Origin of the sequence: Flavobacterium orientale (assembly GCF_014638005.1) — a bacterium.
Taxonomy (GTDB): Bacteria; Bacteroidota; Bacteroidia; order Flavobacteriales; family Flavobacteriaceae; genus Flavobacterium; species Flavobacterium orientale.
In genome coordinates, this window is the sequence record NZ_BMFG01000002.1 from 85,214 (window position 1) to 98,277 (window position 13,064).

Genomic DNA, 13,064 nt, shown 5'->3' on the forward strand with positions numbered 1-13,064 from the left:
GTTTTTAATCCTGTCAACATTTTTTAATTTTTAGAAAAATGAGAAAAAATCATCTAGTTTTAGTATTTCTGGTGTGCTTCCAATTTACACAAGCTCAAAAATATTTGGAAGAAGAAAAGTCAGGATATAAAGGCGGTTTTATTCCGGAATTGAAAATTTTGGAGGACAGCGAAAATTTTTTGGTATTGGGCGATTTCGGACGTCATGGCGATTATTACCAAAAAGATGTTGCCACACAAATGACAAAAGCTGCGGCTACTTTGGATTCTGATTTTGTCATCTCTGTAGGCGATAATTTCTATCCAAACGGTGTTCAGAGCACACAGGATTTGCAATGGACTGCCTCTTTTGAGTCTATTTACAGCAGTCATCAATTGCAAAACGACTGGTTTGTAACCTTAGGGAATCACGATTATAACGGGAATATTCAAGCTCAAATTGATTATTCACAAATCAGTCGCCGTTGGCAATTGCCGAACCAGTACTATAAAAAAATCATTGGATTGAAAAACGGCAGTAAGATGCTGTTGGTTTTTATTGACACCAATCCGTTTATTGACAGTTATCATTCGAAGGGCGATGAAATGGAAGCGAATGTGAAGCAGCAAGATACCACAGCTCAAAGAAAGTGGCTTATTGAGACGTTAAACACCACGGATGCGAGTATTAAATGGAAATTGGTTATCGGTCATCATCCCATGTATTCCGGTGGGAAGCGAAAAGACAATATTGACACCAAAAATATGGAGACTAAATTTGCCTCCCTTTTTGATCGCTACAAAGTAGATGCCTATTTGTGTGGTCACGAACATGATTTACAAGTTATCAAACCTAAAAACCGTTATACTACTCAGTTTTTGTCAGGAGCCGGTTGTGAGGTGCGACCTACGGGAACTCGCGAAGGTACCCTATTTGCCTTATCTGAACCCGGTTTTATGGCGTTTTCAGTGAATGAAAAAACGCTTTTGGTGCAACTTGTCACGGCAGCAGGAAAAATTGTTTACACTACCGAATTAAATAAATAAAAATGAAAAAATCAGCCTTGTTCTCCTTACTCTATTTGCTTACTCTTTCCTGCGGTGATAAATTAGCTCCGGTTAGAGAAGACGCTATATCGCCCACCGTTGTTACGCAGCCTACTCCTCATGATACGGATGATCCTGCGATTTGGATTCATCCTGAAGACGCCACCAAAAGTGTGGTTATCGGAACCGATAAGGATTCAGACGGTGGACTTTTTATGTATGATTTGAATGGAAAAATCATCAAAAAATCAATTCCGCTTCAGCGACCGAATAATGTGGATATCGCCTATGGGCTTCTTTTGGATGGAAAAAAAGTGGCTATTGCTGTGACAACCGAGAGGGAAACCAATAAAATACGAATTTTTTCTTTACCGGATTTAGTTGCCATTGATGGCGGAGGTATTGATGTATTTGTCGGCGAAGTCGAGCGTGATCCGATGGGTATTTCACTTTACACGCGACCTACGGATGGAGTTATTTTTGCGATAGTAGGCAGAAAATTTGGTCCATCAGGTACCTACTTGTGGCAATACCAATTGTCGGATGCAGGAAGCGGGACTGTTGGAGCGAACGTGGTCAGAAAGTTTGGTAATTTCAGTGGTAAAAAGGAAATAGAGGCTTTAGCTGTTGACAATGAATTGGGTTATGTGTATTGTTCGGACGAACAGTTTGGTGTTCGAAAATATTATGCCGATCCTGCTAAAAACGACAACACTGAATTGGCTGTTTTTGGTCAAAACGATTTTAAATCGGATCATGAAGGCATAGCTATTTACAAAAAAACAGCTACTACGGGCTATATTTTAGTGTCTAATCAGCAAGCTAATACTTTTGTTGTTTATGCAAGAGAAGGGGATTCCGGCACTCCGAATCAGCATACTATGTTGGCTGAAGTTCCTACTTCTACGGTTGAATGTGATGGAGCAGATGCTACGCATGTAGCATTAGGAAGTCAGTTTCCTAATGGTATGTTTGTGGCGATGAGTAATGGTATGACTTTTCATTTTTATGATTGGAACACGGTTCAAAAGGTGATTGATTCTCAAAAGAAATAAGTTTGATTTTCGAATCAGATTTCCACATTATGCGTCCTTTTGTGTGACAACTTGATTTTGTTTTTTTAATTGTTTACTTGATTTTCGTAAAAGTTTTCGAAAAGCTTGTTTTTAAGGTTGCACAAAAGGATTCGTGGTGTGGTTTTTAGGTATTAAGATGGGAGTATTAAGTAGTAAGACGGGGAGATTTAAGTATTAAGACAGGTTGGGAGTGATGGGTTGGGTTTTTTGTGAGATTTTGATTTATACGATTGGAGTGTTTGATAGATGAGTTTGTGCAGTAACGTGTTTACAACTTAAAGATTTTCACTACTTTAGTAAAAAGAAAAAGCACTATGAAAAAATTAACTAAAGAAGACATCAGTCAGGAGGTATTTGATTTGTATGATGACTATGCACACAACAAAATTGAGAGAAGGCAGTTTGTAGAACGTTTGTCTTTATATGCTGTAGGCAGTTTGACGTTGCCTTCACTTTTGAGTTTTATGACGCCTAACTATTTGGATACGCTCTTGATACAACCCGAGGATCCGAGATTGAAATCGGGCTATATTCATTATGAGTCGCCCAAAGGAGGGGGTAGCATCAAAGGACTTTTGTCGCAGCCTGTTTCCGCTACTAAAAAATTACCCGGAATTATTGTGGTGCATGAAAATCGCGGTTTGAATCCGTATATTGAGGATGTTGGACGAAGAGCCGCTGTTGATGGTTTTATCACTTTAGCACCGGATGCTTTATCGCCATTGGGTGGCTATCCCGGAAATGACGATGAAGGTAGGGAATTACAACGCAAACGTACCCGTGATGAAATGCTGGAGGATTTTATTGCGGCGTATGACTATTTGAAATCCCATAAAGATTGCAATGGGAAAGTGGGTGTTGTCGGTTTTTGTTTTGGGGGTTGGATTGCCAATATGATGGCGGTAAAGATTACAACGTTGCCGGCCGCTGTTCCATTTTATGGTGGTCAGCCTACTGCTGAGGAAGCCGAAGCCATTAAAACCCCTATTCAATTGCATTTTGCCGGATTAGATACACGAGTGAATGAGGGTTGGCCTGCTTTTGAGGCGGTTTTGAAAAAAAACAAGGTGGTTCATACGGCTCATTTTTATCCGGAAGTGAATCATGGTTTTCACAATAACACTACGCCACGATATGATGAGGCGGCGGCGGTTTTGGCTTGGTCGCGGACGATTGCTTTTTTTAAGGAGTATTTGGAGTGATTTTCTTGTATTTTGTATTTGTTATTGATTCAACCACGAAAGGATTCGTGCGGCAGCGGTGGAACTTATATGACTTATATGGTTTACATTTTTAGCCACATAGATACATAGGAAAAAAGGACATAGAACCAATGCTTAGTTTCGCATAGCTAGGTGTTACTTTGATTGAGCGAAGCGTCTTTAAAAACTATGAAAAACTATGTCTCTACGTGGTTAAAAAAATAGTTTAAGAGTTTAAAAGGTTTACATTTTTAGCCACATAGATACATAAGAAAAAAGGACATAGAACCAATGCTTGGTTTCGCATAGCAAGGTGTTACTTTGATTGAGCGAAGCGTCTTTAAAAACTATGAAAAACTATGTCTCTATGTGGTTAAAAAAATAGTTTAAGAGTTTAAAAGGTTTACATTTTTAGCCACATAGATACATAGGAAAAAAGGACATAGAACCAATGCTTGGTTTCGCATAGCTAGGTGCTACCTTGATTGAGCGAAGCGTCTTTAACAACTATAAAAAACTATGTATGTGGTTTGAAAAAATCTAAATCAGAATAACACTTATTTAAACTTATATGCCTTATATGGTTTAAAAAAAAAGATTAATACTGAGACAATAAAGTATTGAAAATCTTAAATGACTTCTTTGGTAAAATTTAAAACGTTGGTTAGTTGTTTAGTTTTCCCAAAACGGTTTCCAGTTTGTTTTTTAGTTTTCCAACAGCGTCTTTAGCGGCTTCGGCAAAGGTGTTGGCTTGTGTGGTTACGGCGATGGGTTGCATACCGGCTACACGTGCTTCCAATAGGCATCGTTTGTCGTTTTGGCCATTTTTGTGACCATTCTCATCGGAGAGGTGTACTTCCAAACGGGTTATTTTATCTTCAAATCTGCCGAGGGTGTTGTCTACTAATTCATTTATCGTTTCTTGTAGGCGTACTTCTTCTTCCTCTATATTGGAGGTGTTATATTGAATTGTCATGTTCATGTGTTTTGTTTTTATGGTTAATATCTAAAGATCGCCGCTAATCCCGTTTCAGAAGGCATTTGATCTGCGGGTAATACGATAACTGCCCCTCCCATTTTGGTGACCAATTCACTCATGTCATCGAGTAGGTCATCTACTCTCGGGTTGTTGATGTCTTTGTTTTGAGTGTTTCCCGTGGTTAAATTGGTAATTCGCATAGCAATAACACGATCGGCTTCAATAAGTAGGGTATCAATACGACCTTCCACAGCGGCTATGGCAACTTCTTTACTATTGTCACTCCCTTTGTTTCCTGATTTGGCCAGTTCGTATTTGTCTACTATTTGTTCGATTTTTTCCAAATATTCGGGTTCCATGATTTCCCAAGCTTTTTCTTTTAGGTTGTCAATAGTGGTTGCCCCCGGATTAAATTTGATACCTCGGTGTAACAGGTGTGGGTTTTTGCTCACTTTTTGAAACAAACTATGGTGTTCCGAAAGGGCTGTTAGAATCAATGGCCATCCTGTTGGTTTGGAGTACTTCTCATATATTTCTTGAGCAACTACCCGGAAATAGCGTTCGGTATCGTTGTTCATTTCTTCTTTTTTACCACCATGTCCGTGATGCATGTTTGCACTTTGACTTCCTGCACCACCATAGGACGCAACCGTCAAGTGTTTGTCGGTTAATTCATCACCCAATGCTTCTACCATATTTTGTGGTATCGTGGCATCCAATTCAATTTCCGTCAAATCGCGGTGGTTTCCTTCATATAGTTTTACGCCATTAATGCTCAATCCCAATACATGGAAACGGTCCATAGACTGGATGTACTGTCGCAATGGTTTGGTGTGGAAGCTATCCGCTACCATGGCTAGTTCGGAGGTGGTTTCTTGTAGTGTGACTACTTCAAAGAGGTCGTCGGCACTAAAAACGGCCAGTCCTTTTGTAGTGTGATTCCAAAAAGAGGCATCCTGACTCAATTTTTCAAACGGAGCCAAGTGTTCTTTGGTGGTTGCTTTGTCGTATTTCAACAAAAGTGATGCTTCCAATTCTTTTAAAAGGTTTTGAAATCGAATTGGGTCTTGGGCATTATCGGGATGACTTTGATGCGTTGGCATATACAACGAAAGGCAGGGTTCGGTTTGGACGTTTAGGAGTTTTTGAATGACTTCATGGGATACTTTCTGAATGGGCGTGGCTGTGTCTTGCATAGTGTCTGTTTTTATTGTTTTTGATTAGTTATACAAAGGAATTGTATAGTTGTAAAGTTACTTAAACAGCAGCCGTTTGGGTTATATAATTTTGAGGAAGGGTTATATAATTGCTAGGTGTGTTAGTGTTTGGGGATTTGGCTACGAAGAAAAGAGGGCACTAAGTTTTTTTTGCTTCGTAGCAAAGAAGTCACTAAGAAATACTATTTTTTAAAAATAGAAACAAATTAACCACATAGATACATAGGAAAAAGGACATAGAACCAATGCTTGGTTTCGCATAGCTGTGTGTTGAGCGAAGCGTCTTTTAGAACTCAAAATACTATGTATCTATATGGTTTTAAATAGGCAGGTTTCGCGGACTACACGAATTTTTTTGGTTTATTGTTCTTTAAAAGTGTGTTTTTGTTTGTTCGCGAAGGCGACTAGGGATAGCATTATGGGGACTTCTACAAGGACGCCTACGACGCAGACTAGTGCAGCGGGGCTGTCTAGTCCGAACAGGGCTATTGCAACTGCCACAGACAATTCGAAGAAGTTACTGGCTCCAATCATCGCTGCGGGGGCACAAACGGCATGGGTCAGCTGTAGTTTTTTACCTGAATACCAGGCTACAAAAAAGATAAAATAGGTTTGAATGATGAGTGGGATGGCAATGAAGACAATAATTAACGGATTGTTTACGATGTTTCCTCCTTGAAAGGCAAAAAGAAATACTAAAGTAAGCAGTAATGCGATGATGGATATCGGTTTTAATTTTGGTAGAAATACGTCGGTGAACCACGCTTTTCCTTTTGATTTTATTAGTGTTTTACTGGTAATAAACCCTGCTACTAAAGGCACTACTACATAGATGACAATACTCAAAAACAGCGTGTTGTAAGGTACGGTAATGTTGGTGATTCCCAGTAACAATCCCACAATAGGAACAAAAGCAACTAAAATGATTAAATCGTTTACCGATACTTGCATCAAGGTGTAATTTGGGTCGCCATCGGTTAAATAGGACCATACAAACACCATAGCCGTACACGGTGCAGCTCCTAATAAAATGGCTCCGGCGATGTATTCACCCGCCAATTCCGGGGAGATAAACGCACTGTAAATGTTGGAGAAAAACAACCACGCAAAAAACGCCATGGTGAAGGGTTTGATCAACCAATTGATGATTACGGTTAACACAATTCCTTTTGGTTTTTGTGTGACTTTCTTCAGACTTGAAAAGTCGATTTGCAGCATCATGGGGTAAATCATCATCCAGATTAAAATAGCAATCGGGATGTTTACTTTTGCGATTTCCATTTGACTTAGGAAGGTCATGGAGTCACCGGCGAGGTTGCCTAGGGCGATTCCAAATAGGATGCAAATGGCGACCCAGAGGGTGAGGTAGCGTTCGAAGAAGGCGATTTTTTTTGGAGGGGCTGAGTTGCTGAGTTGTTGATTTGCTGCCGTTTTTTGTGGGTCTGTTTTTTTCATAATCTGTTTTTTGAGAGGCTGAGTTATTGAGGTTGATCTTAGTTAAATTGTTTTCAGTTCTTATTCTTTACTTTTTTTCTTGATAAAAAAAGTAACAAAAAAATCAAGCCTCAACAGCCCTGTCTTGAAAACTACCTCGTCAGTCTCTCCGCAACCCAAGTCGCTCGTCGTGCCCCCGCCTGCCGGCGAGGCACGTCCTCGGCTATGAGGGTTGCTGCCGTTCCTTCCTTCGTTGTTTTCTACGTCAGTTCTGTTAGGGCGAGTTGACGTTCGTACTTATAGGGACATTTAATTTACATTTTTATCTGTGAAAAGACAAAGCTCATTTCGGTGGCGATTTGAAGGCTGCGTTCTTCGTATTTTTCGGCTTGTTGTGGGGTGTTGTCAAACGCTTTTGGGTCTTCATAGGTAATTGGTATTCGTAATTCGGCTCCCGCAATGAAGGGGCAACCGCCGTCTGCTTGTGAGCAGGTCATGATGGCTGCAAATTCGCTTTTGGGATTGAAGGCATTGTCATAGGTTTTGGAGAAACCAATGATGGGATTTGCGTTTTCGGCATATTTTATGGCGTAGATGGGGTTGGTTCCGTCGGCAATAGTTTGGATTTGGAAACCTGCTTTTTCCAGTGTTTTTGCGGCCATTGGAAACATTGCGGTTGCTTCGGTTCCACCGGAGTAACACAATACATTTGGAATTCCGTAATAGGCACCTGCCGCTTGGGCCCATACTTGTGATAAATGGCTTCTGCGGGAGTTGTGGGTGCAGATTAGGTTGAGGCGTATTTCTTTTTTATCGTTTACTTTGGATTGGATGTAGTTGATGAGGGGTTGGAGGGTTTGTTTTCTTTCCTTTGAGATAGTTGTTAAATCAAGGGATTTAATTATGGATTGGATTTTTTGGTACATAGTTTTTGGTGCTAATGTTCTAGTGTTGTTCTTGGTTTTATTGTTTTCAAATTAAGTTATTTTCTTTTTTCTTGATAAAAAAGAAACAAAAAATCAAGCCTTAACAGCCCTGTCTTGAAAACTACCTCATCAGTCTCTCCGCAACCCAAGTCGCTCGTCGTTCCTCCTCGGCTATGGGGGTTGCTGCCGTTCCTTCCTTCGTTGTTTTCTACGTCAGTTCTGTTAGGGCGGGAAAAACGTTAATGATTACACGATTTCCCTAACAACAGCCGCCGCCGGGGGTGCAAGAGCCGGATTGGTTTTGCATGTCGGATAGTTTCACTCTTGGTTTTTGGGTTGGGATGCCGCATTGGTCTTCGGCTAAACAAGCCGTTTTTTTGTTGACGAGCCTAAAGGTTTCGCCATTGAAGTCGAGGTCAAATTTGCCAATGGTTTCGCCTTGGTATTCCACTTCAATTTCATGGTCTTCGATGCCGAGGACTTTTTCAGATAAGGCAATTATTTTTGCTAACTTTTGTGGTTTTAAGCGATGGTCGTAGTCGTTGGCGTCCCATAATTGGAAGTTGACTACGGTTTCTTTGCGAACGGTGCCGCCGCAATCGATGAAGTTTTTGGTGATTAGACCTACTTCGGTTACGTGAAAATGTTCAGGAACGAAGGTTCCGTTTGGTAATTGGAAAGTAACGGTTTCTAGGGTAGAAAGGACGTTTTTGATTTGTGATAGTTTCATTTTTTTTGAGGTTTTGAGGTTCTGAGATTCTTAGGCTCTAAGGTTCTTAGGTTCTTAGGTTGTTCTCGGTTAATTTGTTTTTCTTTTTTTCCTCCCCCCAACCCCCTCCGAAGGAGGGGGAGACGAGACGGGCTTCTATTTTAACAACATTGTATTCTTTTATCATCCAGATGCGAATTGACAAGTTTGAAAAATGCTTTTACTTTGTCAAAGCCGGTTTCATTTATGCAATAGCAAATGGCGGCACCTTCTACGTTTCCTTTTATTAATCCTGCGTTTTTCAGTTCTTTCAGGTGTTGGGAAACGGTGGGTTGAGCCAAAGGTAGTTCGTTAACAATGTCACCACAGATACAACTCTCTACTTTGAGGAGGTATTCAATGATGGCGATTCGAGCGGGATGGCCCAGGGCTTTGGTTAAAATGGCCAGTTCGTTTTGACTGTCTGAAAAGTGATCGGTTTTGGTTGCTCCCATGATTGTATTATTATATTGCAATATTACGATATAATTTTGAATGGGGGATAATTTTTGTGGTTTTTTTTCAAAGTTTTAGGTTTAGAACGCAAAGATGGGAACGCGGATTTTACAGATTGGCTTCGCCAAATGCGGATGATTTTGATTTAACTACAAAGTTCGCAAAGGTTTATGCTAAGAACGCAAAGATGGGAACGCGGATTTTACGGATGGCTTCGCCAAACGCTGATGACGCAGATTTCTCGCAAAGTCGATAATTATCGGGAGCTAAGACGCAAAGATGGGAACGCGGATCCCGATAGTTATCGGGACGGGTGGCTTCGCCAACGCTGATGATGCGGATTTTTTGTAGACCCATTGCCCATTACCTTTTTAGAACCTCATCCACTTAGTGTCTTAATTCCTTTGTGGCAAAATTAAAATGCAGATGCGGCGGATTTCTATTTGTTATGTCTATGGGCAGAATTGTCATTGTCGTTGTCAGGAAATGATTTTCTTCGGAAAGACCGTCCCATGAAACGTCTGAAAAATGAGGTGCTTTGTTTTTCGGAAGGTAGTGTGTTGTCCACCGTAAAAATCCAAAATAGGATGCCGAATATCACCGCTAAGACGATGGTAAAAACCAACCACCAAGCCATGGGATTGTTCTCTAAAAATTGAAAAGGTTCCATAATTGCGCTATTTTAGGTTAGGTTATAAAATTAGGCTGTTTTCAGGGGATTGTCCTTATATAATTTGTTGAAAATGTTATATCATTCTTATGTTTCTGATGGGGTGTATTTTGTGTTAAATTCACTGTAGCAACCTTGTTAATTCGCTCAGTAACTGATTTTTTCACTGCATTTTTTCTTACATTCGCTTCTACATTTTTCCGATAGCAGTATGAACAAACCACTTTTATCGCACGTTTACCAGCACCCCTTAATCAATCCGCAAGAGCTCGACCGATTGATTGCTGCACATTATAAAGTCACCTTTAAAAAAGGAACCGTTGTTTTAGAAAAAGGGGAAGTTTCCAAAGGATACCTTTTGCTTGAAAGTGGTTTGATGCGTTCGTTTGCTTATGATTATAATGGGAACGACACTACCACCGATTTTTATTCGAAACATGAAATTGTGATTGAAGTTTTGTCGTTATTTCAACGCATTCCAAGTCAGGAAACTATTCATGCACTTACCGATTGTGAAGGTTGGATGCTTGATTTTGACGTGTTTCAAGAACTCTACCATTCCATTCCCGGTTTTTCGGAATGGGGACGCCTTTGGATGACCAACCGATTGTTTCACTTTAAACAACGTTCTGTGGAAATGGTTACGATTTCGGCAAAAGACCGCTACTTGCAATTGATTAAAGAAAAGCCGGAAGTGGTTTTGCATTCGCCGTTGAAATATATTGCGAGTTATCTTGGGATAACGGATAGTTCGTTTAGTAGGATTAGGAAGGAGGGGTTTTGAGGGGTGATTGGTGATTGGTGATGGGTAATGGGCTATGGGTAATGGGTGATGGGTAATGGGTAATGGGTTTTTTGGAAGTCTTAAACGAGTTTTCTACGATGTAATTTTTCCCCCAATTACCCATTACCCATAGCCAATTACCTTTTTGAAGTAAAGTGATTTCTTGTCATAGGGCAAGTAGGGTTCCCTTTTTTGCTGTTATATTTGTATGACTAACCAATAAATATAAAGTAATGAACACAAATTCAATCTGCTGGTTTGAGATTTATGTGGATGATCTTGAACGGGCAAAGCGGTTTTATACTGCCGTATTAGGTACAAAATTTCATGATTTACCGTCCCCTGACGGGAGTGACGAATTTAAAATGGCTTGTTTTTCATCTCCTGAAAACCAAGGGGTAAGTGGTGCTTTGGTGCAAATGAAAGAAACCCGAACTAACAACCCCGGCAATACCTCAACCATTGTTTATTTCCCATGCGAAGATTGTAGCGTAGAAGAAAGTCGTGTAGCGAATGCGGGCGGAACGGTACATTGTCCTAAAATGTCCATTGGTGAGCATGGTTTTATCAGTATTTGTCTTGATACAGAAAATAATACGTTTGGATTGTATTCCATGCAATAATTTATAGTTTCGATGAAAATTGCAAAATTAATTTTATTCACATTATTCGGATTGATGTTTATCAATGCCGGTTTAGACAAGTTTTTACATTACATGCCTGTTCCGGAATTGGAACCGGAAGTAATGAAAGTAGGCGAGGCATTTGGTTCCATCCTATGGTTACTACCACTAGTTGGAGCTGTGGAACTCATTGCAGGATTATTATTTCTCTTTCCAAAAACACGATTGTTGGGGGCTTTACTAATTTTTCCGGTTATGGTGGGAATCATGCTTCACAATGCCGTTTATATGCCGGAAGGATTGGTGATTGCAGGTGTGTTTTTCCTCATCAACCTTTGGGTGTTGTATGAAAATAAAGAGAAAATTAACGGGTTATTTGCTTAATGGTGATTGGTAATAATAGGTTTACTACCAAGAAAAAATTCAAACAACTAACCGATAACTGATACTTGACAACAGAAAACAGAAAACAGACAACAGACATGACACTAAATCCCTACTTAAATTTCGATGGAAATGCTGAAGAAGCTTTCCGATTTTATCAAACGGTTTTTGGCGGTGACTTAACCGTTTCCAAAATGAGTGATGCTCCAGGAGGAGAAAACTTACCGGAGCATGAAAAAAACAGAGCGATGCATGTGGCACTTCCTATCGGAAAAGGGCAATATTTGATGGCTTCGGATTGTTTGCCCAGTGCAGGACATGTGCTCAAGGTTGGCAACAACAATTATATTTCCATTACACCCGACAGTCGTGATGAAGCCGATCGATTGTTCAACGGATTGTCTGCCGGCGGAAAAGTAGAAATGCCCATGGACGATATGTTTTGGGGTGATTATTTTGGTTCGTTTGTGGATAAATTTGGGGTGTGTTGGATGGTTAATTATAGTGGTTAGTTTTTGGGGTCTTCGACAGGCTCAGACTGACAGTAGTGTATGAAATTGTGATTTATGTTATGATTGACGGTTTGGGTTTAAATTGTTTAAGGATTTTGATAATCATAAAATGACTATAAAAAGTATAGCACAAGCCTTTTCAAACGGGGATTTTCAAACTGTTTTTCCTTATCTTGCTGATACTATTGTATGGCAAGTGGTGGGTGAAAGTGAATTTCTCGGAAAAGAAGCCGTGATGCAGCAGTGTTTGCAAGTGGAAGCGTATTTCAATTCGGTAACCACGCAGTTTGAGACTTTACATTGTCTTGTTGATGGTCGGAATGTGGCCATCAACGGAACAGCGGCGTTTCACATCAATCAAAAACCGAAAGCGTTTGTTTGGGCTTGTGACTTATACGAATTTAATGAAGCGAATCAGTTGCAAAGCATTACGTCGTATTGCATTACAAAAAAATAAATAAAGTACCACGAATGCACGAATGAAAACTTAAATTCGTGTATTGGTAGCAAAAACAATAAAAAACATGAAACTCATCATCCAAGCTAAAATTCAAATTCAAAAACCCATTGCAACAGTTTTTGAAAATATCGTTACTCCCGAAAAAATGACGCAGTATTTTATAGGCAGCAGTACCGGTCGTATGGAAGAAAAGGCCGAACTCCTTTGGACCTTTCCTGAATTTGAGGAACAATGTCCGATAACTGTCACTGCCGTTGTTCCAAATCAGAAAATTGTGTTTGTTTGGGATACGGATATGGTTGTGACTATTCAATTAACGGAACAAGCGGACAAAAGTACGCTAGTTCATGTAACAGAAGACGGCAAAGAAAACAACGAAAAAGGCATCAAATGGTATGGCGGTAACACGGAAGGCTGGGCCAATTTTCTTGCGTGTTTGAAGGCTTTTTCGGAATATGATATCAATTTGAGAAAGGGGGCTTTTGAGTTTATGAAAAGGGGCTGAGGTAATAAGGTTCTGAGGTACTAAGGTACTAAGGGTCTAAGGTTCTGAGGTACTAAGGTTCTG

16 protein-coding genes are annotated in these 13,064 nt (G+C 40.1%); 9 read left to right on the top strand and 7 right to left on the bottom strand.

Annotation, left to right across the window (positions count from 1 at the left end):
• Positions 1–38 precede the first annotated feature (38 nt).
• From IEV15_RS02905 to IEV15_RS02915, 3 genes are all read left to right on the top strand, one after another.
• The gene (locus tag IEV15_RS02905) at positions 39–1,025 is read left to right on the top strand and encodes a metallophosphoesterase (RefSeq protein ID WP_188361007.1); all 987 of its coding nucleotides are present in this window, start codon (positions 39–41) and stop codon (positions 1,023–1,025) included.
• Between the two features lie 2 nt (positions 1,026–1,027).
• The gene (locus IEV15_RS02910; protein ID WP_188361008.1) at positions 1,028–2,080 is read left to right on the top strand and encodes a phytase; all 1,053 of its coding nucleotides are present in this window, start codon (positions 1,028–1,030) and stop codon (positions 2,078–2,080) included.
• Positions 2,081–2,415: 335 nt separating this feature from the next.
• Positions 2,416–3,303: a dienelactone hydrolase family protein gene (locus IEV15_RS02915; protein WP_188361009.1), complete on the top strand. Its 888-nt coding sequence runs from the start codon at positions 2,416–2,418 to the stop codon at positions 3,301–3,303.
• A 664-nt stretch (positions 3,304–3,967) separates the two neighbouring features.
• Here the strand turns inward: IEV15_RS02915 and IEV15_RS02920 are convergent.
• The 7 genes from IEV15_RS02920 to IEV15_RS02950 all read right to left on the bottom strand — a co-directional run bounded on the left by IEV15_RS02920 (position 3,968) and on the right by IEV15_RS02950 (position 9,733).
• Complete coding sequence (locus IEV15_RS02920) at positions 3,968–4,285, bottom strand: HPF/RaiA family ribosome-associated protein (RefSeq protein WP_229734083.1); 318 nt, start codon at positions 4,283–4,285, stop codon at positions 3,968–3,970.
• A 17-nt stretch (positions 4,286–4,302) separates the two neighbouring features.
• Complete coding sequence (locus tag IEV15_RS02925; protein ID WP_229734084.1) at positions 4,303–5,478, bottom strand: baeRF3 domain-containing protein; 1,176 nt, start codon at positions 5,476–5,478, stop codon at positions 4,303–4,305.
• A gap of 381 nt (positions 5,479–5,859) precedes the next feature.
• Entirely contained in the window at positions 5,860–6,885 is a 1,026-nt protein-coding gene (gene arsB, locus IEV15_RS02930) for an ACR3 family arsenite efflux transporter (protein WP_229734093.1), read from the bottom strand.
• 362 nt (positions 6,886–7,247) lie between these two features.
• Positions 7,248–7,859 carry an arsenate-mycothiol transferase ArsC gene (locus tag IEV15_RS02935; protein ID WP_188361011.1) on the bottom strand — a complete coding sequence of 204 codons (612 nt, stop codon included), beginning with the start codon at positions 7,857–7,859 and terminating at the stop codon, positions 7,248–7,250.
• Between the two features lie 259 nt (positions 7,860–8,118).
• On the bottom strand, positions 8,119–8,589 hold the full coding sequence (locus IEV15_RS02940; RefSeq protein WP_188361012.1) for a DUF6428 family protein: 471 nt from the start codon (positions 8,587–8,589) through the stop codon (positions 8,119–8,121).
• 140 nt (positions 8,590–8,729) lie between these two features.
• Positions 8,730–9,062, bottom strand: coding sequence for an ArsR/SmtB family transcription factor (locus IEV15_RS02945; protein ID WP_188361013.1), 333 nt, complete (start codon positions 9,060–9,062; stop codon positions 8,730–8,732).
• A 440-nt stretch (positions 9,063–9,502) separates the two neighbouring features.
• Positions 9,503–9,733 carry a hypothetical protein gene (locus tag IEV15_RS02950; RefSeq protein ID WP_188361014.1) on the bottom strand — a complete coding sequence of 77 codons (231 nt, stop codon included), beginning with the start codon at positions 9,731–9,733 and terminating at the stop codon, positions 9,503–9,505.
• Positions 9,734–9,944: 211 nt separating this feature from the next.
• Here IEV15_RS02950 and IEV15_RS02955 point away from each other — a divergent pair, with 211 nt between their 5' ends.
• From IEV15_RS02955 to IEV15_RS02980, 6 genes are all read left to right on the top strand, one after another.
• Complete coding sequence (locus IEV15_RS02955; protein ID WP_188361015.1) at positions 9,945–10,517, top strand: Crp/Fnr family transcriptional regulator; 573 nt, start codon at positions 9,945–9,947, stop codon at positions 10,515–10,517.
• Between the two features lie 233 nt (positions 10,518–10,750).
• Positions 10,751–11,140, top strand: coding sequence for a VOC family protein (locus IEV15_RS02960; RefSeq protein WP_188361016.1), 390 nt, complete (start codon positions 10,751–10,753; stop codon positions 11,138–11,140).
• 12 nt (positions 11,141–11,152) lie between these two features.
• Entirely contained in the window at positions 11,153–11,524 is a 372-nt protein-coding gene (locus IEV15_RS02965) for a MauE/DoxX family redox-associated membrane protein (protein WP_188361017.1), read from the top strand.
• Positions 11,525–11,622: 98 nt separating this feature from the next.
• A complete protein-coding gene (locus IEV15_RS02970; RefSeq protein WP_188361018.1) occupies positions 11,623–12,036 on the top strand; it encodes a VOC family protein in 414 nt (137 codons plus the stop codon).
• 109 nt (positions 12,037–12,145) lie between these two features.
• The gene (locus tag IEV15_RS02975; RefSeq protein WP_188361019.1) at positions 12,146–12,493 is read left to right on the top strand and encodes a nuclear transport factor 2 family protein; all 348 of its coding nucleotides are present in this window, start codon (positions 12,146–12,148) and stop codon (positions 12,491–12,493) included.
• 67 nt (positions 12,494–12,560) lie between these two features.
• Positions 12,561–13,001, top strand: coding sequence for an SRPBCC domain-containing protein (locus IEV15_RS02980; protein ID WP_188361020.1), 441 nt, complete (start codon positions 12,561–12,563; stop codon positions 12,999–13,001).
• Positions 13,002–13,064 lie beyond the last annotated feature (63 nt).

What these genes read in the sequence shown, in the direction of transcription:
- IEV15_RS02920 (WP_229734083.1), bottom strand. Translation starts at nt 4,285, where the DNA reads ATGAACATGACAATTCAATATAACACCTCCAATATAGAGGAAGAAGAA.
- IEV15_RS02970 (WP_188361018.1), top strand. Translation starts at nt 11,623, where the DNA reads ATGACACTAAATCCCTACTTAAATTTCGATGGAAATGCTGAAGAAGCT.
- IEV15_RS02955 (WP_188361015.1), top strand. Translation starts at nt 9,945, where the DNA reads ATGAACAAACCACTTTTATCGCACGTTTACCAGCACCCCTTAATCAAT.
- IEV15_RS02940 (WP_188361012.1), bottom strand. Translation starts at nt 8,589, where the DNA reads ATGAAACTATCACAAATCAAAAACGTCCTTTCTACCCTAGAAACCGTT.
- IEV15_RS02925 (WP_229734084.1), bottom strand. Translation starts at nt 5,478, where the DNA reads ATGCAAGACACAGCCACGCCCATTCAGAAAGTATCCCATGAAGTCATT.
- IEV15_RS02950 (WP_188361014.1), bottom strand. Translation starts at nt 9,733, where the DNA reads ATGGAACCTTTTCAATTTTTAGAGAACAATCCCATGGCTTGGTGGTTG.
- IEV15_RS02980 (WP_188361020.1), top strand. Translation starts at nt 12,561, where the DNA reads ATGAAACTCATCATCCAAGCTAAAATTCAAATTCAAAAACCCATTGCA.
- IEV15_RS02915 (WP_188361009.1), top strand. Translation starts at nt 2,416, where the DNA reads ATGAAAAAATTAACTAAAGAAGACATCAGTCAGGAGGTATTTGATTTG.
- IEV15_RS02905 (WP_188361007.1), top strand. Translation starts at nt 39, where the DNA reads ATGAGAAAAAATCATCTAGTTTTAGTATTTCTGGTGTGCTTCCAATTT.
- IEV15_RS02935 (WP_188361011.1), bottom strand. Translation starts at nt 7,859, where the DNA reads ATGTACCAAAAAATCCAATCCATAATTAAATCCCTTGATTTAACAACT.
- IEV15_RS02975 (WP_188361019.1), top strand. Translation starts at nt 12,146, where the DNA reads ATGACTATAAAAAGTATAGCACAAGCCTTTTCAAACGGGGATTTTCAA.
- IEV15_RS02910 (WP_188361008.1), top strand. Translation starts at nt 1,028, where the DNA reads ATGAAAAAATCAGCCTTGTTCTCCTTACTCTATTTGCTTACTCTTTCC.
- IEV15_RS02965 (WP_188361017.1), top strand. Translation starts at nt 11,153, where the DNA reads ATGAAAATTGCAAAATTAATTTTATTCACATTATTCGGATTGATGTTT.
- IEV15_RS02960 (WP_188361016.1), top strand. Translation starts at nt 10,751, where the DNA reads ATGAACACAAATTCAATCTGCTGGTTTGAGATTTATGTGGATGATCTT.
- IEV15_RS02945 (WP_188361013.1), bottom strand. Translation starts at nt 9,062, where the DNA reads ATGGGAGCAACCAAAACCGATCACTTTTCAGACAGTCAAAACGAACTG.